The following is a 21,073-nucleotide window of genomic DNA, read 5'->3' as shown; positions in this document are numbered from 1 at the left end:
GGCGCCCCCGCGCTCCCCCTACCCCAGCCGTTCCTCCAGCTGGTCGAGCAGGTCGACGGCGGCCTCGGCGATGACCGTCCCCGGCGGGAAGATCGCCGACGCGCCCGCCTCCCGCAGCGGCGCGAAGTCCGCCGGGGGGATGACCCCGCCCACCACGATCATGATGTCCCCGCGGTCCAGCCGGGTCAGCTCCTCGCGCAGCGCGGGCACCAGGGTCAGGTGCCCCGCGGCCAGGGAGGACACCCCGACCACGTGCACGTCGGCCTCCACCGCCTGCGCGGCGACCTCGGCCGGGGTCTGGAACAGCGGGCCGACGTCCACGTCGAAGCCCAGGTCGGCGAAGGCGGTCGCGATCACCTTCTGGCCGCGGTCATGGCCGTCCTGGCCCATCTTGGCGACCAGGATGCGCGGACGGCGGCCCTCGTCCCCGGTGAACTCCTCCACCCGGCGGGCCACGCGCTCCATGAGGTCGGCCGCGTCGGCGCTGCCCGCCGCCTCGTCCCTGTACACACCCTGAATCGTACGGATCTGCCCGGAGTGGCGGCCGAAGACCCTCTCCATGGCGTCGGAGATCTCGCCCACGGTTGCCTTGGCGCGGGCCGCGTCGACCGCCGCCGCCAGGAGGTTGCCGGTCAGGGCCTCGTCCGCCCGGGACCCGCCCCCGGCGGCCTCGGTGAGCGCGTCGAGCGCGGCGCGCACCCGGTCCTCGTCGCGCTCCTCGCGCAGGCGGCGCAGCTTCTCCAGCTGCTGGGCGCGCACCCGGGAGTTGTCGACCTTGAGGACCTCGATCTCGTCCGCGGTGTCGGGGCGGTACTTGTTGACGCCGATCACCGGCTGGCGGCCCGAGTCGATGCGCGCCTGGGTGCGGGCGGCGGCCTCCTCGATGCGCATCTTGGGCAGCCCCGCGTCGATCGCGGCGGCCATGCCGCCCGCCTTCTCGACCTCCTGGATGTGCTCCCAGGCCTTGGCCGCCAGCTCCTGGGTGAGGCGCTCCACGTAGTAGCTGCCGCCCCAGGGGTCCACGACGCGGGTGGTGCCCGACTCCTGCTGGAGCAGCAGCTGGGTGTTGCGGGCGATGCGCGCGGAGAAGTCGGTGGGCAGGGCCAGCGCCTCGTCCAGGGCGTTGGTGTGCAGCGACTGGGTGTGGCCCTGGGTGGCGGCCATCGCCTCCACGCAGGTGCGGGCCACGTTGTTGAACACGTCCTGGGCGGTGAGCGACCACCCCGACGTCTGGGAGTGGGTGCGCAGGCTCAGCGACTTGTCCCTGGCCGCGCCCAGGTCCCTGACCAGGCGGGCCCAGAGCAGACGGGCGGCGCGGAGCTTGGCGACCTCCATGAAGAAGTTCATGCCGATCGCCCAGAAGAACGACAGCCGCGGCGCGAACACGTCCACGTCCAGACCGGAGCGCTGACCTGCGCGGATGTACTCCACACCGTCGGCCAGGGTGTAGGCCAGCTCCAGGTCGGCCGTGGCGCCGGCCTCCTGCATGTGGTAGCCGGAGATGGAGATGGAGTTGAAGCGCGGCATCCGCTGCGAGGTGTAGGCGAAGATGTCGGAGATGATCCGCATCGACGGCTTCGGCGGATAGATGTAGGTGTTGCGGACCATGAACTCCTTGAGGATGTCGTTCTGGATGGTCCCCGACAGCTTCTCCGGCGGTACTCCCTGTTCCTCGGCGGCCACGATGTAGAGCGCCAGGACCGGCAGCACCGCGCCGTTCATGGTCATGGACACGCTCATCCGGTCCAGCGGGATCCCGTCGAAGAGCTGGCGCATGTCGTAGATGGAGTCGATGGCCACGCCCGCCATGCCGACGTCGCCCGCCACCCGGGGGTGGTCGGAGTCGTAGCCGCGGTGGGTGGCCAGGTCGAAGGCGACCGACAGGCCCTTCTGCCCGGCGGCCAGGTTGCGCCGGTAAAAGGCGTTGGACTCCTCGGCGGTGGAGAACCCGGCGTACTGGCGGATGGTCCACGGCTGGTTGACGTACATGGTCGGATAGGGCCCGCGCAGGTAGGGCGGGATGCCGGGCAGCCCGTCCACGAAGTCCAGGCCCGCGCGGTCGGCGGGGGTGTACAGCGGCTTGACGCCGATGCCCTCGGGTGTCTCCCACTCCAGGGCGTCGACGGCCTTGCCGGTACCCGCCTCCAGCGCTTTCTGCCAGGCGGCGTGGCCGGAGGCGGTGTCGCCGGAGAAGGCGGGGAGCCGCGGCGGGACGTCGGAGAAGTCGGGGATCATGCGTGCGCCCCCTCGGCAGTGGCGGACGGTGCCGGCGGATCGGTGAGCAGGACGTCGACCAGGTCGGTGAGGAGGGCGACGGCGTCGCACCCCCGGTGGGCGAAGGCGTCGACCCCGGCCTCGCGGTAGGCGTCGCGGGGCGCGCCCGCCAGCAGGACCATGCGGGCCCCCGCCCGTCGGAGCGCCCGAGCGGCCTCCTCGGCCTGCTCGGCGTAGACCGCGTCGGAGGAGCAGAGCACGGCGACGCGGCTGCCCGAGGCGGCGAACGCCTCCGCGACGGCGGCGGCGCCGTCGAGCGGGCCGGGGTCGTGGGACGCGACGCCTCCCGCGGCGAGCAGGTTGGCCGCGAAGGACGCGCGGGCCGTGTGCGCGGCGACCGGGCCCAGCGTGGCCAGGAAGGCGGTGGGCCGTCGGCCGGTGTCGCCCGCGCGTGCGTCGCTGCGGTCGCGCAGCGCCTCGTAGTCGTCGGCGTAGCGGCGCACCGGGAAGCCCCCGGGGACCGGGGCCGGTGGCCTGGCGGGGTCGGCGGGCCGGACCAGCGGGGTCTCGTCCGCGTTGGGGAACTCGCTGACGCCGGTGAGCGGGGAGCGCCGGTGGGCGAGGTCGAGGCGTCGGCGCGTCCACACCGCGTCCACGCGCTCGCGCAGCAGGCCGTGCGCGACGGCCTCGGCGGCCCCGCCCGCGGCCTCCAGTTCCCGGAAGAACGCCCAGCCCGCCCGGTACAGGTCGCGGGTGAGCGCCTCGACGTAGAAGGAGCCCCCGGCGGGGTCGATGACCCGCGCCAGGTGGGACTCCTCGATAAGCAGGGACTGGGTGTTGCGGGCGATGCGGCGGGCGAAGTCGTCGGGCAGGCCCACGGCCGAGTCGAAGGGGGCGACGGTGACCGCGTCCGCTCCCCCGACCCCGGCGGCGAAGCAGGCCACGGTCGTGCGCAGCATGTTCACGTGGGGGTCGCGCCGGGTCATCATCGCCTCGGAGGTGGCGGCGTGCAGGCGCATGGCGCGCTGGTCGGCTGGCACCCCGCTGGCGTCGAGGACCTGGTCCCACATGGCGCGGACGGCGCGCAGCTTGGCGATGACGCCGAACTGGTCGGCGTTCGCGGCCAGGCGGAACTCGATGCGCCGCGCGGCGTCGGGCAGGTCCATCCCGGCGGCGTGCAGGGCGCGCAGGTAGGCGGTCCCGGCGGCGACGGCGAAGCCGAGCTCCTGGGCGTCGGAGCCGCCCGCGTTGTGCACGAGGCGGCCGTCGGCCACCAGCAGCCCCAGCCCGGGGCGCCCCCGGGCCAGCTCCGCGGCCAGGCGTGCGGAGTCGATGACGTCGGGGCGCTCACCGGCCAGTGCCGCGGTGCCGAGGGGGTCGATGCCCAGGTGGGAGATGATCCGGCCGTCGGGGACGCCCGCGTCGGCGTGGGCGTCGAGCAGCGCGGTGGCGGCGTCGGCGTGGTCGGCCCCGGCGTCCAGGACCACGGGCGCGAGGTCGAGGTAGACGTCGCTGAGGGCCTGGCCGAGCGCGGAGACGGGCAGGCCGGTGCCGCCGACGGTGATCCACAGCGAGCTGACGCCGTTCATGAGGTCGGCGTTCAGGCGCCGCCGCAGGGCGGCCGGGTCGGCGTCGGTGTGGCGCGCGCGGATGTCCCAGCCCTCGGGGACCGCTCCGCCGGGCCGGTGGCCCCGGACGAAGGGGGCCAGTCCCGGGAAACCGGGGTCGGCGGCCGGGGGGTCGGAGGTGTAGAGGGGCTCGATGTCGAACCCGTCGTAGGTGTGCGTGACCAGTGCCGACTCGGGTGTGTCGGCGAGCCGGTCCTCGTGGACACCGCTCTTGCGCAGCACCCCCGCCACGAGTTCGCGCCACCGCTCGTGTGCGGCGGCGGGGAACCCGTCGGCCGGGTTGGGGGCGCCGGATCCGGCGGCTCCGCTCTCAGGGACGTCCATACAGTGGATGGTAGAGAATCGCGTCCGGTCGCGCCGCCCCGGGGTGTGGGGCACGGCACATCGGAGTGTCGGTCCGGGCCCGCCGGAGGACACGTCGGTCCGTCCTTCCTCGCCACCGGCTCCCCCGACCCGGCAGCGTGCGGCGCACCGTCCCTCCGACAGTGTGCGGCGCCCCCGGGGGCGGACCGGACGCGCGTGGCCGCGTCCTCGCCCTGCGGGTGACGGTGTGCGCACGAACCGCTCCCCCACGTCGCCCGACGTCCCCGGGAGTCCACCGTCGACTACGGCGAGCACAGCGGGCACGCGATCGAAAGGGTGTAGACGGTCCGCCGGGCGACCTCTCCCCGTCCGTCCCGTCCTCGGGCGGTCCGCCGGGAGGCCCGGGGCCGGGTGGCCGGAACCGACCGCCCGGGCCCGGGGGCGCGGCGCACGCGCACGGTCGGAACCGGGTGTGCGCGCTCCCGTGCCTGCTCACTGCGGAGACGAACGCCTCAGAGGGTCTTCGACGCCCCGTGGACCCCGCATTTCACCGAAGTGTCACGACACGCGTTCTTTCAGTGAAATGGAACACACCCCTGGTGTTCGGTGAACCGACGGAGGGTGACGGGAGTCGGATTGGCGGGCCTCCCCACGCGTTTTACGGTCCACGGCATCCCCCTCCCCCTCCCCCCACCTCCACCAAGGACGAAAAGGACAGAGATGCCCTTCTTCCCCCCTCACGGCCGCTTCGCCCTCACCCCGGCGGTCTCCCTCTCGCTCGTGTTCGCTCTGTCCGCCTGTGGCGGCGGGGAGAACACCGCGGAGGCCTCGGCGCCCTCGGAAGGGGCCGCCGAGGAGACCACCGCCGCAGAGGGCACTCCGCCGGAGGAACTGTCCCAGGAGGAGCTCGCCGGGCTCCTCGTGGAAGCGCCCGTTCCCGGTTCCAGACCCCAGGTGGACGAGTCCGCCCTGCCTCCCGAGCCCGAATCCTCCGCGTCCGCGTCCGAACGGGCGGCCTGGGCCCTGCTGACGGAGGTGTCCCGCAAGGCCTCCCGCGTCGATCCGAGCGCCGCCGCCGCGTGCCCCGAACAGCTGACGGAGCCCGTCGAACCGGGTCTGAGCTGCACCCTCACCTACGGCGGCCTGGACATGCAGTTCCCGGTCCTGGCCGGGGACGGCGGCGCCGCCTTCCGGTTCGAGTACCCGGAACTGCCCACCGTGCGCGAGGTCGTCGAGGACACCATCCGCTTCGACCACGGCGTCGAGGCGGTGTACTGCGACATGGACGACGTCACGGCCGTCGAGCCGGGCGCGGAGCGGGCCCCCTACCTCTGCTACGCCCGGGACGGCGGGCTCGCGGGGTCGGACTCCCCGGAGGACACGGTCTCCCCCTACGAGGTCTACGTGCTCATCGGGGGGACCCTGGCCACCTACCAGTACCTGGACGCGGAGTAGCGGGACCCGCCGGGGCCGGTCCGGTCCCCGCCGAGGGAGGACGACGTGCCCTTCACCCCCAGCCATGTCGCGGCGGTCCTGCCGCTGGCGCGTACCGGGCTGCCCCCGGCGGCCCTGGTCGTCGGGTCGGTGGCGCCGGACCTGCCGTACTACCTGCCGCTGCCCGTGGCCGCGGCGACCACGCACGGCCCCGCCGGGCTGTGGCTGGACGTGCTGCTCGGCGGCGCCGTGCTGGCGGTGTACGCGTACGCGCTCCGGCCCCCGCTGTACGCGCTGGCCGGACGGTCCCCGGCCCTGAGCGTCCGGGCTCCCCGGTCGGCGCGGGAGGCGGCGCGGGCCGCCGCGCTGACCGCCGGGGCCCTGGCGTCGGGGTCGGCCACGCACATGGCCTGGGACTCCTTCACCCAGACGGGCGGGGCCCTGGTGCGGGCCTGGCCGCTGCTGAGCACCCCGGTGGCGGGCCCGCACCTGCTCTACAACGTGCTGATGTACGCGAGTTCGGCGGGCGGTCTGGCCGCCCTGGCCTGGTGGGTCCACCGCGAGCGCGTACGGCGCGCGGGCGCCGGACGCGCGGGCCCTGGAGCGGGCGACCGCACCTCCCGTGACCGCCGCGGCGGGGACCTCCCGGAGCGCCCTGGAGCGGGCTTCCCGGACGGTCCGGGCGGGGGCTCCCCTGGCGGCCCGAACGGTGAGCGCGTGCGCGTCCTGGTCCTGTCCGCCCTCGCCGTGTGCGCGGTGGCGGGCGCGGTGGCGGGCGGGCTGTCCGACCGCGCGCAGGTGAGCGGCTACGACCTCGTGCGGTGCCTGCTCGTCGGGGCGGTCACCGGCACCGGGCTGGGCCTGGCCGCGTGGACGGCCGCGTGGTGGTCGCTGCGACCGCTGCGCCGGACGGCGCGCTGACGCCGCGCGGTCCCGGCCGTCGTCCAGGCGGCCGGGGGCCGCGGCGGCGCGGGCGAGGGTCCGTCCCCGAACCCTGCCCGCGCCACGGCGCAGGCAGGACCGGACGGATCCGCGCCAGGGGCCCTCAGACCCCGTCCCCTCCGGCCCTGGCCGCCTCGGCGCCGGTCAGGTCCGGACCGAACGCCGCGTGCACCTCCTCGGCGGTGAGCCCGTAGTGCTCCAGGCTGTACCGGTGGCCGCCCGGGTTCTTGCGCCGGTCCGCGCGCGTGTAGGCGAGCGTGCGGGCCCGGGTGTCGGGACCGAACTCCTCACCGAGGCTGCGCCAGACGCGTTCGGCCGCCCCGAGCGGGTCGGACGTCAGTTCGCCGTAGGGCAGGTCCAGGAAGCGCTCCGGGCCGTGCTCGCGGCGCACGCGGCGGGCACGCTCGGCGCCTCCCGCCCAGATCTCCAGCCACTCGCGGCCGATCCAGTGCGGGTCCACGTCGCTGTTGTGGATGTGCATCGACGCCTCGGTCAGGCTGGCCCACGACGCCATGGCCCGCGCCGGGTCGCGGTCGGTCAGGACGATCACCGCGTCGGGGAAGACGTTGAGCAGGGCGTCCAGGTTGAACAGGTGCAGGGGCGACTTGAGCACCCAGCGGCGCGCGGGCCGCTTCCACTGCAACGCCTGGAACTGCTGTTTGAGGTAGGCGTAGTCCGGGGTGGCGTCGCGCCCCTGGACCCAGGCGCGGTAGTCGGGGGAGGCCGCGCGCACGTGGAAGAACATCCCGTGCGGCAGGAGGAAGACGCACTCCTCGGGTTCGAGCGGGTGCATGGGGTGGATGGTCTGGAACCCCGGCCCCATGGCGTCCATGCCCCGGACCAGCGTCCGCGCCAGGGCGAGGCGCTCGCGCCTGCTCACGGTGCGCTCCCCGGGCCTGCCCGTGTCGGGGACCGGGCTCAGCATCTCCCACAGCCGCGGGGCGCGGGCCCGGACGTGCTGGGCCAGGAGCCCGTGGCCGAACGTCGTGCCCGTCCTGGGCAGACCGGTGATGAACACCGGCCGCTCGACGGGCAGGGCGGCGATCTCCGGGTTGGCGTCGAGCAGGTGGAGCATGCGCAGACGCGTCTCCAGCCGCCGCCGGACCTCGCTCCGCAGGCCGATCCGGCCGATCGGGGTGACGCCGGGCACCGCCTGCCAGGCGTCGTGGAGCACCCGCATGTCCGAGAGGAAGGGTTCGTCGGAGGGCCAGGGAAGCCCACTGCGCGCGGAGGCCTCCCCCAGCATGGCGTCGAAGGTCCCCTCAGAGGCGCCCAGGTGTTTCTCGAAGGGGCTGAGCAGGGTGTTGACGGGTTTCATCCACCGGGGGTGGTGCACGTTCACAAGCGCCCTCTCCTGTTGTGTCAACCGCAGTTGGTGCCGTTGCGCAGGACCCACTCGTCGCCGACCACGCCGCCCCAGTCCACGCAGTGGCCCGCCGCGTCGACGTAGACCGGGCCCGCGTACTCCGTCCAGTCACCCGGGTCGGTGTCCCACGAGGTGGAGTCGCTGCGTTTGAGGGCCGCGTCCATGTTGACGGCGCTGCCCGGGTCGGACCGCACCACGACGACGCAGTTGCGGCCGTTGGAGTTGTTGTAGGTGAGGAAGATGGTGCCCCCGCTGACGGAGGCCTCGTTGACCACCCCGTACCCGCTCCCGCACTGGCCCCCGTAGGAGGCGGCGGTGGCGGGCACGGGGGTGGTCACCGCCACGGCCAGGGCCAGGCTCGCCACGGCGGCGGCCCTGCGCACGAGGGTCTTCGGCATGTCTCTCCCGTGTCTCATGTTCCGGCTCCTACCAGGGCGGGGTGCCCGTGCCGCTGGTGCTGTGCTGCTCCACCAGGCGGGTGATGGTGACGGTGCCGTCGTCGTCGGTGGTGTAGGTGACCTCGGCGGTGATGGTGCGGCTGCCCTGGTTGACGTAGCCGGTCAGGGCCGAGGGGCTGGAGGGCACCGAGCCGGCGCCGCCGTCGCCGACCGATCCGCCCTGGCTCTGGCAGAAGCTCCACGCGCACACCACGGTGGCCCCGTCGAGCACGGCGTACTGCCCCGAGCCTCCGGAGGGCTGGAAGGCCACGACGTGCTCGCCCGAGGGGCGCGATCCGCTCGCGCCCACCCCGGCGCCCACCGTGGCCGTCGTGGTGGTGGACCCGCCGCCGGAGCCCTCCTCGTCCTCCTCGCTCGCGGACGCCTCCTCGGAGGGCTCCTCGGACGGGTCGTCGGAGGGCGAGGCGCTCTCCTGCGGTTCCTGGCCCACCGGCCCCGGACGCCGCCGCTCCTCCGCGGTCTGCTGCGCGTCGGCCGCGTCGGCGGGCTCGTCCCCGAACCAGGAGGCCATGGGCAGGGAGTCCCAGTTACCGGCCAGGGCCACGCCGCCGAACCCCAGTCCCGCGAGCAGGACCAGGGCACCCAGGGCGGCACCGACCACGGCCAGTACCCTGCCCGAACCACCGGAACTCCGGTCGGGGGCCACCGCGAACTCGCGCTCGGGGGCGGCCTGCACGCCCTGCCAGGTGTGGTCGACCACGGCGGCCATGACGCCGCCCGCCGCCGCGGCGGAGTCCACGGGGGCGTAGGAGCGCCCCGGGTTGCCCGCGGCGACCACGCCGCTGACCAGTTCCAGCGCGGTCGGCCGCTCGGACGCCTCCTTGCTGAGCGCGCGGGCGGCCAGGTCGGCCAGCGGGCCGTTGAAGCCCTCGGTGTCCGGTTCGCCGCTGATCACCCGGTGGGCGACGGCGGCCGGGTCGCCCGTGCCGAACGGCGGGCGCCCGGTGGCCGCGTAGGCGACCAGCGCGCCCCAGGCGAAGATGTCGTCGGCGGTGCTGGGGGGCGCGCCCCGGTAGTGGTCCGGGCTGATCCAGCCGGGCGAGCCCAGCACGGACCCGGTGCGGGTCAGCGCGGTCTGGTCGATCGCGCGGGCCACGCCGAAGTCCAGGACGCGGGGACCCTCCGGCGACAGCACGATGTTGGCGGGCTTGAGGTCGCGGTGGGCGATGCCGACCTCGTGGATCTGGGCGAGCGCCTCGGCCACCCCGGCGGCCAGACCGAGCAGCAGCTGCTCGTCCAGCGGACCGTTCTTGCGCATGTAGGCGCTGAGCGTCATGCCCCGCACCAGCGGGGTGACCAGCCAGGGCCGCTCGGCCTCGGTGTCGGCGGCCAGCAGCGGCACCGCGCAGGCGCCGCCCACCCTGCGCAGGAGTTCCACCTCGCGGGCGAAGCGGGCCCGGAACTCCGGGTCGGCGGAGTACTCGGGGTGGATGAGCTTGACCGCGACCAGGGCGCCGCCCTGGTCGTGGGCCGCGTACACGACGCCCATGCCTCCGGACCCCAGGCGCCTGAGCGGCCGGTAGGGGCCGATGCGCGCGGGGTCGGTGGAGGTCAGTTCGGTCGCGGTCGCGGGGAGAGTGACGGCTGAGGGGTGCGTACTCACTGCTGTCTGCTCACAGGTCTCGTTCGGGGCGGGGTGGGGGAGTACGGGGCCCTCCCCCGGAGAGGGGAGAAGGGGGGAGAAAGGGGCACACTCATGAATATCACCGGTTCTGTTCCGGCCGTCCCGGGCGGGACGGCCGGTGGCGGTCACGGCAGCGGCACCCTCACCTGCTGGATGCGGCCGTCGCCCAGGTGCAGGTAGGCGGTTCCGGGGGTGAGGCGGGGGCTGGACACGCCCTTGGGCAGGCGCATGCCCAGTACCTCGCCGTCGCTCTGGGACTGCGGGGAGAGCAGGGCGCCCACGCGGTTGCGCTTGAGGTGGACGTGCCACCCGTTGAAGCCGCCCTGGAGGGCCTCGTTGGTGCCCGCCGCGACGATGCCCCACCCCGCGCCGACCATGCCGCGGGCGATACGGGTGAACTCCTTGCCGAGGTCGCTCTGGAGGAGGAGTTCGGCGTCGTCGATCACGACCACGGCGGTCTCGCCCTGGAACCGGCCGAGCGCCTCGTGCAGCTGGGAGAGCTTGGGCTCGGCCGCGTCCAGGACCCCCTGCACGCCCGGCTGGTGGCGCAGGTCGGCCAGGCGCGAGGAGCGCGGGGTGACCAGCAGGAGCTCGGTACCGCCCTCCAGCAGCGACCTGGCCATCGTGGTGAGCATGCTGGAACGCCCGGACTGGGGAGGCCCGCTCACCAGGAACGTCGGGACGCGGGACAGGTCGGCGCTGACCGCGGTCAGCTCGTTGCCGCCCACGCCCAGCAGCGCGTGCAGCGGACGCGGGGCCCCGGGACGGTAGCGGACCATGTCGGCGTAGGCGAGCTGGTCGGGCAGGACGTCCACCCGGAACGGGCGCGGTCCGGTGCCCTCCTGCGGGCGCCGGGACACGAAGTCGGCGATGCGGCCCAGTTCGGCGCCCTGCGCCGCGCCCTGCGGGTTGCGGTTGAGCAGGGCGAGCTGCACCTCCATGGCGTCCCCGGCGCGGAAGGCCCGGCCGTCGGGGATCTCCTCGGGCAGCGAGCGGGCGTTGAGCCCCGCGGCGCTGTAGTCGCCGTTGTCGTTGCAGCGCAGCACCAGCAGCTCCTCGGTGGTGGAGGAGTACTTGGTGCGGGTCAGGAGGCGGTCGCCGGTCGCCACGACGTGCACGCCCACGCCCGCCCCGTCGCGCATGAGGGTGGTGACGTCCTCCACCAGGGCGCCGTAGTTGTACTCGCCGAAGGCCTGTTCGAAGGCGTCCACGCGGTCGATGAACAGCACCACGTGGGCGGGGCGCTCGTCCGGCGGCAGCTTGGCGCGCAGCTCCTCCAGGTCGGCGCAGCCGTGCGCGGCGAGCAGCTTCTGGCGCCGGTCCAGCTCCTCGCCGAGCATGCCCAGCAGGCGTACGACCCGCTCCCCCTGTGTGCGCTGGGCCACCGCGCCGCAGTGCGGAAGCCGCTCCATCGGCAGCAGGGCGCCGTTGCCGCAGTCCAGGCCGTACATGTGCACGTCGCCGGGGTGGTGGGTCAGGGCCAGGGAGGCGGCGATGGTGCGCAGCGCCTGGGACCGGCCGGTGCGGCCCGAGCCCATGATGTGCAGGTGTCCCGTCGTGGCCAGGTCGAACACGTACGGGAACTGGCGCTGCTGCGCGGGCACGTCGACCAGCCCCACCGGCGCGGGCTGGACCCGGCCGTGCACGGCCTGCGGAGAACGACCCCGCAGCAGCTCGGACAGGGTGAGCGCGGTGGGCAGCGCGGGCAGCCACGGGCTGGGCTGGCGGCGGGCGCCCGACCGCTCGGTGGCCTCCTTGACCGCGGCGACCAGGACGGTCAGGTCGGTGACCTCCACGTCGCCGGTGTCGGCGGGTCCCTGGACGGCCGCGGGGGCGGGCAGCGCCAGGTCCGACCACTTCACGGCGTGCGCGACCGGGTCGGAGGCGTTGGCGGCGGCCACGACCCGGCGTCCGCCCACCCGGCCGGACTGGAACGGCAGCAGGGAGGCGTGCCCCAGGCGCACGTAGGCGCGGCCGGGGGTGTCGATGCCGATGTGCGCGGACTCGGCGGCGTCGATGACGTCGCGGCTCTCGGCCTCGTCGGTCATCCGCAGGGCGATGCGCAGGTTGGTGTTGGCGCGGATGTCGTTGGTGACCACACCGCCGGGGCGCTGGGTGGCCAGAACCAGGTGGATGCCCAGGGAACGTCCGCGCTGGGCGATGTTGACCAGGCCCTTGACGAAGTCGGGCAGCTCGCGGGCCATGGACGCGAACTCGTCGATGACCAGCATCAGGCGGGGCATCTGCGGCATGCGCGGGTCGCGGTCCAGCAGTTCCAGGTAGTCCTCGATGTCCTTGGCCCCGGCCTTGGCGAGGATGTGCTCACGGCGGTGCAGCTCGGCGCCCAGCGACACCAGGGCCCGGCCCACCAGGTGGGTGTCCAGGTCGGTGACCATGCCGACGGTGTGCGGCAGTTCCACGCAGTCCTTGAACGCACTGCCGCCCTTGTAGTCGATCAGCACGAACGACATGGACTCGGGGCGGTTGACCGCCGCCAGGGAGGCCACGAGGGTCTGGAGCAGCTCGGACTTGCCCGAACCGGTGGTACCGGCGATGAGGGCGTGCGGGCCGTCCCGGCGCACGTCCACCGAGAACGGGCCGTCCAGGCCCAGGCCGAGCGTGGCGACGGTGCTGCGCCCCCCGGAGGCCCAGTGGGCGGCGATGGCGTCGCCGTCGGGCGGCTCCAGGCCGATGACGTCGAGCAGGCGGGCGCTGCGCGGGAGCGACCCGCCGCCCTCTCCGACACTGCTGTCGCGCATGGGCGCCAGGGCGCGGCCCAGCCGGTCGGCCCAGGCCGCGGAGGGCACGTCGGGGCGCACGTCCTCGACGTTGTCGAAGGAGGTGCGGCGCAGGCGCATGCCGTGCGGGGTGGAGCTGACCACGGCCTGGCACTCCTCGGGGAGCAGGCGCTCCTCGGCGTCCAGGCACAGGACGTAGATCCCGGCCTCGGGACCCTCGCGCAGCAGCTGGACCACGCCGGGCAGCGAGCGGATGCGCCGGGCGCCGTCGAGCACCACCACGACCGCGGGCTGGTCGGCGAGGTCGCGGCGGGCCTGCTGACGGGCCTCCAGGAGCATGAGCAGCTCCGACACGCGGCGGGCGCAGGTGGTGGCGTCGATGCCGATCCGGCCGAGCGAGAGCTGGGGGCGGTCGCCGCGCAGGTGGGGCAGGTAGCGGGTCCAGCGCCAGCGGTTGTGGTCGCCCTCCATGGACAGCAGGTACAGGTGCAGTTCGGCGGGGCTGTGCAGGGCGGCGAGCTGGGCGACCAGCCAGCGCTCCAGGGCCTCGGCCCCCTCGCCGCGCCCGGCCACTCCCACGACCCCGTTGTCCTTGACCGACACGCTCACCGGGACGTCGCGCATGTCCCAGGTGACGTCGCGGCGGTGCTCGTCCTTGGTCGGGTCGCTCAGGACCACCCGGGAGGGGATGCTGCCGGTGCCCACGCGCAGCTGGGTGAAGTCCTCGTCGATCTGTCGGCGCTCCCACAGCCGCGCGCGCGGGCCGGTGGCCAGCAGCAGCACGGCGGCGGGATCGGGACAGGTGTCGCGGAGCTTGCGCTGTTCGGCGACGAGGGCGTCGCGCGCGTCGCGGGTGACGCGCTCCTTCTTCTCCTCGTACTCGGTGAGCTGCTTGTCGTAGCGGGCCTTGGTGGTGCGCCGCTGCATGATCTGCATGAACAGCACCGAGACGGGGGCGAGCAGGCCGATCAGCAGGTACTGGGGGCGGCCCATGATGAGCGCGCTGCCGACCGCCATGGTGATCGGGATGAGGATCATCATGATCAGCTGGGTGATCGGGCGGTCCGGCGGTTCGGGCGGGGTGGGCAGCTTGAACTTGGTCTTGGTGGGCGCCGGGTGCAGGCGGGGCGGGCGGTTGTAGTCCAGTCCGGTGCCGTCGTCGGAGGCCACCACGGAGGCGTCGGGGCGGTGGTTGGGCCACACCTCGAAGAGGGTGCCGCCCAGGGTGAGCTGCTCCCCCTGCGGCCAGACGGTGTCGGGGCCGACCTCGTCGCCCTCCAGGGAGCAGCCCCGGCCCCCGCTCGTGCCCAGGATGGTGACGGTCCCGTCCGGGGCGACCCGGATCCGCGCCCAGTAGCCGTCCGAGTCCACGACGAGCACGGCGACCTCGTCGTCGCCGACGACGTAGTCGCCGGGGTCGAGGCGGACCACGCGCCCGGCGTCGGGGCCCGAGACCACGCGGACCTCGACCACGCCGGGCGGCTCGCCCTTGACCGGGGCTGGGCCGCCCACGCCGACGAGGGAGCCGTCGAGGAAGCCCGCGTCGGCCAGGGAGGCGGACGGGTCCACGGGCCGGTCGCCCAGGTACAGCGGCACGTCCTGGCCCGGCGCGCGGGGCAGGGTGCGCACCATCGGGTCGACGGCCTCGGAGAGCTGTCGCACCGTGGAGCTGGGGTCGGCGTCGACGAGGACGTCCAGGCGCAGGGCGGAGGACGCCACGGGGCCGCTGCCGCCGGGGCCGTCCACGGCCGGACCGGTGGCTGGGGTCGCTGTGAAGAGGAGGCGCACGGTGGGACTGCTTCCGGGTTCGTCGTCGGGTCGGGAGCGGGGACGGCGCGAAGGCGCCGCCCCGCCTGCCGGGGGGTGCCGGGGCTCCGCCTCCGGGGTCAGCCCCTGAGGCCCTCGCCCAGCTTGTCGTCGGTCTCGCTGAAGGTCTCGCCGACGGTCTTGATGTACTTGCCGATGCCTTCGAGGCCCTTGTTCACACCCTCGAAGCCGGTGTTGAACTCCTCGAAGAACGGGCGGAAGTGCTTCTCGGCGGCGGGGGTGCTGTAGCCGTCCGAGATGAGGCCGTCGACCTTGCTCTTGATGCCCTCCAGGCGCTCGGTGAACTCGTTGAACTCCTGGATGAGGGAGGACGAGGTCTCCTCGGTCTTGTCGCTGTCGACGTTGTACACGGGCATGTGTGCCTCCTGCTGGTCTGGGTGGGTGGGTGGGTCCGGGTCGCTCGCGCCCGGTCGGCGCGGTCGTGGCGGGAGCCGGGGCCGCTTCCGCGGGCACCATTGTGGTGGATACGTCATCCGGCGGGGTGGTTCGCCCCGTCCACCGCCGGCTCCGGTGCCGCTCAGGTGGTCTGCTCGACCTCGCGGAGCCGGAACCGTGCGCTGCCGGTGACGGCGTCGAAGAGGTCCAGGACCTCCTCGACCTGCTGGGAGTTGGGGCTGGTACAGCTGACCATGACGCGTCTGTCGAGTCCGGGGAGCTCGAAGGCGGTGTGCATGACCACCGACCGGACGACGGCGTCCTCCAGGTCGTGGTCGGCGATGCCGAGGACGCGTCCGCACGTCCCCGCGCCGGACTCGGGAAGGTCGACCACGTCCTTGCGCAGCCAGGTGCCCTCACGCGCGGTGGCGGTGTCCGGGTAGACGTGCTCGATCATCCGGATCGGGTCCATGGCGTGCTGCCCCTTCCCCGCGGGGAAGGCGAACACGCAGACGGTCGCCATGAAGAAGCCGTCGTCGTACTCCTCGAAGACCCCCGCCGCCGCCAGCAGGCCCGCTCCGACCACGTCGCTCGTCACCTGGGCGATGTCGCCGAACATGTCGTTGAGGGCGTCCAGCTCCTCGGGCCGGTTCCCGTGCATCTCGACGGCCTGGGCGCGCAGCCGGGCGAGGGCGTCCCCGCTGAGGTCGTACTGCGTCCACGTCTCGGGGACGGCGATGTCGAACAGGATGTCGACCTTCGGGACGTCCTCTTCGAACTGGTAGGGCATGGAGGTGCCTCTCCTCTACGGCCTCGGGGTCAGACGGCGACCTGGTTGGGCGGGGGAGCGGGCTTGCCGCCCTCCGTCAGGCTCCCGCCCAGCTCCTCGTCGGCCTCCCGGAAGCTGTCGATGACCGGCGTGATCGCCTGGAGCAGGGCGCCCAGGTCCTCGGCCTGGCGCTCGTAGTTCTTCTTGCAGTCCTCGCCGTAGTCCTTGGCCTTGTCCACGAGGTCGCCGGGACCGATGTCCTCGGCCCTGTCCTCGGGGCTCTCGACGTTCTCACCCGTGAAGGCGTTCTGGATGCGCCCCAGGGAGCGCTCCATCTCCTCCAGGGCGCCGACGTCGATCCTCACGACGCGGGCCATGCCGTACTCCCTTCCTCGGTGTGTGCGGGTCGCCTAGTGCGGTGACCGGAAAGGTTCACCGGGACGTGCATATCGAGGATGATCTTGCTCCCAGAGGCACTGCCGACGGTCCACAGTGGCACCAGTAGCAAGATCACCGGGGAGGAGAGTCCCCGGCGCCACACTGGCAACATTTTCGGCCAGCCCACTAGAGAAGGTTCACCCTCTCGTCGAGCTCGGCGTCCTTCTTCTCCAGGCTCGCCTGCTGGGCCTCCGCGGCCGCCAGGACCGCCTCCAGCCTCCGCAGGTCCTCCGGGCGGTTCCCGTCCGCACGGGCGGCCCCGATCTCCTTCTCCAGTTCCGGGATCAGCTCGCCCTCGAGGAACGCGGCCTGTCCCCCGATGGCCTCCCTCTCCGCGGCGATGGCGACCTCCTCGTCGAGGTACTCGTTCGTGATCAGGTCGCGGAGGTCGTTGCGGATCGCCTGGTGGCCCATCTCCAGCGGGAAGGCCGACAGGTGCGACCCCGCGCCGTCCGTCGGCAGCGCGGTGGTCCCGGAGAGCTGGCCCTCGGCCAGGCCCTTGGGAACGGCGGTGCCCAGCTGCACGACGGCCTGGACGACGTCGGTCCCCGTGAAGTCGCCGTCGGCGAACTCCTGCCACCCGATCTCCACTCCCAGGCCGCCGAGGACGTTGACGAAGTTCTTGGCGAGTGTCAGGCGCATCTCCTCCAGCATGGCACCGAAGCTGTTGAGGCTCGGCCGCACCGGGGGGCGGTCCCCGCCCGAGGAGTCCCCGTCCCGCTGCCGCGCCGGAGTCCCCTCACCGTCGGAACCGGCGGTGTCGCCGTCCCCGCGGTCGCCGGGAACACCGGTGCCCTCGTCGGCGTGCGCGGGTGCGCCGTCCCCGTCCGTCCGGGCCCCGGGAACGTCCACCCGGTGCTGCGCGCCCTCGGGCGTGGTGACCCGGACGTGGTCGGGGGTGACGCGCAGGTCGGGTCGGCCCTCGCCGCCGTCCACCCGGATCCCTCCCCGGCCGTCCCGGATCGTGTTGCCGTCGCCGTCGGTGACCGTGGTCCGGCCCGAACGCGTCTGGGTTCCCTCGACGTCCCCCGCACGGAAGCTGACCTCGTCGGACCCGCGGAGCGGGTTCGGGATTCGACCCGGCTCGGGCCGCACGCTGACGCCGTGGTCGGGGTGGGTGTGTCCGGACATGCCGCCGTCGGAGCCGGCGGACACGTGCCAGCGCGGCGGAACCCTGCCCGCGTCCCCGGCGGTCTCGCCCATGCGCAGCGGAGGGTTGCCCGGACTGTCCGCGGAGGGCCCGCGCACGTGGGTGCCGCCGGGGCCGACGCTGATGACGCGGTCACCGTCGCGGACGGTGTGGTCCGTGACGCGGGACACGTCCACCCGGACCTCGTCCGCCCGCGTGCGGACGGTGGCCCCGCCGTCGGTGGTCACGCGGCCCTCGGTGCCCGTGTGCTCGGCCACCGGACCGTACGGGAAAACCGTGCGCGTGGTCTCCCCCCTCCCCAGACCGCCGGAGTCCCCGGGGCGGGCTTCCGTGCGGGTCGCGCCGTCGCCCACGTGGGCTCCGTCGGCGGAGCTGCTGGCGTGGACCCCGTCGGGACCGCCCGCCACCACGCGCCCGGGGCCGCCGGGTGTCTCGGAACCGGATCCGACCCAGTGGTCGCCGGCCCTCATCGCGGTGGAACCGTCGGGGTCGCGGACGGTCTGCAACCGGTCCCCGCGGGCGTCCGGAGGCGTGCTCACCGAGGACTGGCCGTCGCGCGAGGTGGTCAGCGTCCAACCCTGGGGGGTGTCGACCCTCAGAGCCGGATCCGCTCCCGAGACGAGGGTCACCCTGGTGCCGCCCGTGAGCACGCAGGGCTGTCCCGTCTCGGGGTCGGCGCGCAGAGGCGGGTAGGGGCCGTGGGGGCGGCCGTCGGTGTCGTAGGAGCGCGTTGCCCCGTCGGTTCCCCGCACCTCGACGACGGTCCGGCCGTCCCGTTCGGTGATCCCGACGGCGGAACCGTCCTCGGTGCGGACCCGGCCCGGCGCGGTACGGGTGTCTCCGACGGTGACGTCGCCGTTCGCGTCCTGAACGGCTCGCGGGGTCAGCGAGGGGTTGTTCGTCCTGATCTCCGCGCTGCCGTCCGACCGGACGACCGCGCTGGAGTTGGCTCCCCTGGCGGTGCCCACACCGTCACGGCTCTGCCACAGGTCGACTCCGCGCGCACCGTCGGTCACCCTGACCTCGTGCTGGTCGGCCCGGACACGGGTGTCACCGGAGTCCACGGTGGCGCTGTCGGTCCCGCGGTCGTAGCTCTGCGAGGTCCCGCCCTCGCTGTCGAGCCGGTAGCCGTCGGGGCCGATCTCCGTGCTCCTGCCGGTGAGGGGATCGGTCACCCGGGTGCGCGGCACGGCGGAGGAGCCGTCGTGCGCGGGCCTGGAGACCTCCGGGCCCCCGCCGCCGAAGCGCAGGTCCACCGGCCCGTCCCCGTTCCGGATGATCCGGACGTCGCCGTCGCCGCGGGGCTGCTGGACGGTGAGGCCGTCGCCGGTCCGGATGGTGGAGCCGTCCCCGTCCCGGGAGACGGTGACCTCCCCGTCCGCGGTGGGGACGCGCACCTCGCCGTCCCGGTAGGAGGCCCCTGGCGCCCCGTCCGGACCGGTCAGGTCGACGCCTCCGGACGAGCCGCGCGAGGTGGTGACGGACGAGCCGTCCGCACCGGTCACCTGGAACCCGTTCTCGGCACGCCGGACGGAGGTGCCGCCGACGTCCACGCCGTCGCGGGTGACGTTCATGGTGTAGTCGCCGCCGTCCGCCGGATAGCGGTAGGAGACGTTCTGCTCCCCGTCCGGTCCCCGGCTGGTGCGGTACTCGCCGAAGTCGCCGGACGTGACGGTGGGCTGGCCGGCGGCCCCGGAGCCGTCGCCCGTCCCCGCGTGCGCTCCGTCCCCGCCCGCCCCGTCCGGGGCGGCGGAGGGCTCGGTGTCGGGCCGCCCGGCGGCGTCGGACCGCCCGGCGGCGTCGGCTCCCTCGCCGCGCGGGGCGGGAGCGTCCGGCACGGGCTCTCCGATCTGTCCTGGGCGCTGGGAGGGCAGGCGTACACCCTCACCCGCGACGTTGGCCCCGCCCGTGGAGCCCCCGTACTCGCCCTCGAAGCGCTGGCCTTCGGGGCCGGGGCCGCCGCCCGCCGTGTCCGCGGTGCCGGAGGGGTCGGACGCGCCACCGGCGGAGTGCACGGTCGGCTCGGGGGCGCCGTGGGCGTGGCCGGAGCCCGTGGTGTCCGGGCCGCCGCCGACGCCGACGTCCACCTGGACGTCGCCCGCGTCGGCGGGCGGGCGGCCGGGAAGGGAGACGCCCTCGGTGGAGGTGTTCGCGGCGCCGTTGGACGGGGTGACCTCGCCGGAGAACGTCGGGATGTCCGGAACCCCGGTCCCGTCGCCGGTGCCGGAGGAGGCCGTACCGCCCTGCGGGGAAGCGTCCGGTCCGTTCCCGGAGGGGGAGAGGGAGGGGTCGGCGGCTCCGGGGGTACCTCCCGTGTCGGCGGTCACGGGAGCACCGCCGGTGTCAGGAGCGGACGGGATTCCGCCCGTGTCCGAGGCGGACGGAGTGGCGGCCGGGTCCGGGGCGGACGGGGTCCCGCCCGTGTCCGAGGTAACCAGGGTCCCGCTCGTGTCAGGAGCAGCCGGAGTCCCACCCGTGTCCGAGGTAACCGGGGTCCCGCTCGTGTCAGGAGCAGCCGGAGTCCCACCCGCACCGGGAGTGTCCGGGGTGGCGGCCGGGTCCGGGGACGCGCCGTCGCCGACCGTGGGCGCGGGGTCGGCTCCCGGTGCGGGGCCGGAGCCTCCGCCCGACCCGTCGGAGCCGCCGAGGAAGGACGGCAGCGATCCGTGCTCGCGGGCCGCGCCGACTGCGGCGCCCGGCACGTTGGTCGCGGCGGCGCTGGCGAGCTCGTACCCGAGGTTGATGTCCTCCCAGGAGGTGCCGGCGGCCATCTGGACAGCGATCGAGGAGCCCATGCCGACGGCGGTGTCCCGGGCGCCGGTGGTGATGGTCGTGGAGATGATCGGGTGGTCCCGGCTGACGCGGCTCACCGTCGACGTGACGGTCCGGACGGCGCGGTTGCCGCCCACCGCGCCCCGCACCCCGCTGGTGGCGCCCCGCACCGCGGAGGAGGCGCCGCGCACTCCCGAGGAGATGCTTCCTGTCACGCGCGGGGCCGCGGCGGTCAGCCCCCGCGTCACCGCGCGTCCGCCGCGCAGGAGCACGCCGCCGGGGACGAGGGAGATCAGGTCCAGGCCGAGGGTGGCGACCGTCTCCATGTTGAACCCGAGCTTGCCCTCACGGTGGAGGGTGGACCCGCTGATCGCGAGCGCCCCGAGGGCCAGGGCGATGCCCAGGCCCGGGATGAAGATGGCGGCGATACCGCCGACCACGAGGATCGCCGCGTAGATGAGGGGGTTCTCCTCGACCCACGTGACGATCGCGTCCAGCCATCCCCACAGCTCGTTCGGGTCGCCCTGCTTGGCCTCCTCCAGGGCGTTCTTACAGGTGCCGACGGCGTCGTCCATGTCGCCGAGCACGGTCTGGAGGCGCGTGACGTAGGCGTCGCGGACGGGGTCGTCGCCGTCCGCCTCCTCCTTCCACGCCTCGGGGTCCTCCAGGGCGAGGTAGGCCTGCTCGGCCTCGAAGACGATGATCCCGCTCTGCTCGCGGGCCGTCTCCAGCGCGCCCGTCCAGGTGTCGAGGGCCCTGTAGCCCTTCTCGTAGGCGCTGTGGGCCTTGTCCAGGTACTTGGGCAGTTCCTCGATGAGTTCCTTGAGGGCGTCGACGGTGCTGCCCTCGCCCAGCTGTCCCTTGTCCAGCCTGCGGAGGTCGGTGGCGGCCTGCTCGGCGGCGTCCGCCAGCCCCTCGTAGAACGTCTTGAGCGAGCGGGCGTCATAGGCAGACCACGGAACCGGGTCCTCCTCCTTGTCGAGGAGGTCCCACCTGTAGTGAGTGCGCGGTTGCTTGGCCACGTCCCGTATCGCT

At 74.1% G+C, this 21,073-nt stretch carries 12 protein-coding genes; 2 read left to right on the top strand and 10 right to left on the bottom strand.

Annotated elements, in window-relative coordinates:
• Window positions 1-18: 18 nt before the first annotated feature.
• Window positions 19-2,235 (bottom strand): methylmalonyl-CoA mutase, encoded by a 2,217-nt coding sequence (scpA, locus tag FYW99_RS00930; RefSeq protein WP_150248886.1) that lies wholly within the window; start codon window positions 2,233-2,235, stop codon window positions 19-21.
• Window positions 2,232-4,166 carry a methylmalonyl-CoA mutase subunit beta gene (locus tag FYW99_RS00925; protein WP_150248883.1) on the bottom strand — a complete coding sequence of 645 codons (1,935 nt, stop codon included), beginning with the start codon at window positions 4,164-4,166 and terminating at the stop codon, window positions 2,232-2,234. Before FYW99_RS00925 ends, scpA begins: the two co-directional genes overlap by 4 nt.
• 699 nt (window positions 4,167-4,865) lie before the next feature.
• Here FYW99_RS00925 and FYW99_RS00920 point away from each other — a divergent pair.
• Window positions 4,866-5,600 (top strand): hypothetical protein, encoded by a 735-nt coding sequence (locus FYW99_RS00920; RefSeq protein WP_150248880.1) that lies wholly within the window; start codon window positions 4,866-4,868, stop codon window positions 5,598-5,600.
• 45 nt (window positions 5,601-5,645) lie between these two features.
• The gene (locus FYW99_RS00915; protein ID WP_150248877.1) at window positions 5,646-6,500 is read left to right on the top strand and encodes a DUF4184 family protein; all 855 of its coding nucleotides are present in this window, start codon (window positions 5,646-5,648) and stop codon (window positions 6,498-6,500) included.
• A gap of 124 nt (window positions 6,501-6,624) precedes the next feature.
• Here the strand turns inward: FYW99_RS00915 and FYW99_RS00910 are convergent, their stop codons facing one another.
• The 8 genes from FYW99_RS00910 to FYW99_RS31625 all read right to left on the bottom strand — a co-directional run bounded on the left by FYW99_RS00910 (window position 6,625) and on the right by FYW99_RS31625 (window position 21,060).
• Window positions 6,625-7,839, bottom strand: a complete 1,215-nt coding sequence (locus FYW99_RS00910) for a sulfotransferase family protein (RefSeq protein WP_223838612.1) — start codon at window positions 7,837-7,839, stop codon at window positions 6,625-6,627.
• A 44-nt stretch (window positions 7,840-7,883) separates the two neighbouring features.
• Window positions 7,884-8,285: a spore-associated protein A gene (locus tag FYW99_RS00905; protein ID WP_150248871.1), complete on the bottom strand. Its 402-nt coding sequence runs from the start codon at window positions 8,283-8,285 to the stop codon at window positions 7,884-7,886.
• 28 nt (window positions 8,286-8,313) lie between these two features.
• Entirely contained in the window at window positions 8,314-9,948 is a 1,635-nt protein-coding gene (locus FYW99_RS00900; protein WP_150248868.1) for a serine/threonine-protein kinase, read from the bottom strand.
• 146 nt (window positions 9,949-10,094) lie between these two features.
• Window positions 10,095-14,495 (bottom strand): FtsK/SpoIIIE domain-containing protein, encoded by a 4,401-nt coding sequence (locus tag FYW99_RS00895; protein WP_150248865.1) that lies wholly within the window; start codon window positions 14,493-14,495, stop codon window positions 10,095-10,097.
• 98 nt (window positions 14,496-14,593) lie between these two features.
• On the bottom strand, window positions 14,594-14,890 hold the full coding sequence (locus tag FYW99_RS00890) for a WXG100 family type VII secretion target (RefSeq protein WP_017563317.1): 297 nt from the start codon (window positions 14,888-14,890) through the stop codon (window positions 14,594-14,596).
• Between the two features lie 161 nt (window positions 14,891-15,051).
• Window positions 15,052-15,699 carry a hypothetical protein gene (locus FYW99_RS00885; protein WP_017563318.1) on the bottom strand — a complete coding sequence of 216 codons (648 nt, stop codon included), beginning with the start codon at window positions 15,697-15,699 and terminating at the stop codon, window positions 15,052-15,054.
• A 29-nt stretch (window positions 15,700-15,728) separates the two neighbouring features.
• Window positions 15,729-16,055 (bottom strand): hypothetical protein, encoded by a 327-nt coding sequence (locus FYW99_RS00880; RefSeq protein WP_150248862.1) that lies wholly within the window; start codon window positions 16,053-16,055, stop codon window positions 15,729-15,731.
• Between the two features lie 187 nt (window positions 16,056-16,242).
• Complete coding sequence (locus tag FYW99_RS31625) at window positions 16,243-21,060, bottom strand: hypothetical protein (protein ID WP_190394505.1); 4,818 nt, start codon at window positions 21,058-21,060, stop codon at window positions 16,243-16,245.
• Window positions 21,061-21,073: the final 13 nt, after the last annotated feature.

The sequence above is a fragment of the Nocardiopsis deserti genome (genome assembly GCF_008638355.1).
In the GTDB taxonomy this organism is placed as follows: Bacteria; Actinomycetota; Actinomycetes; order Streptosporangiales; family Streptosporangiaceae; genus Nocardiopsis; species Nocardiopsis alborubida.
The sequence above is the reverse complement of the archived record's forward strand: the minus strand, read 5'-3'. Positions and strand labels throughout refer to the sequence as shown.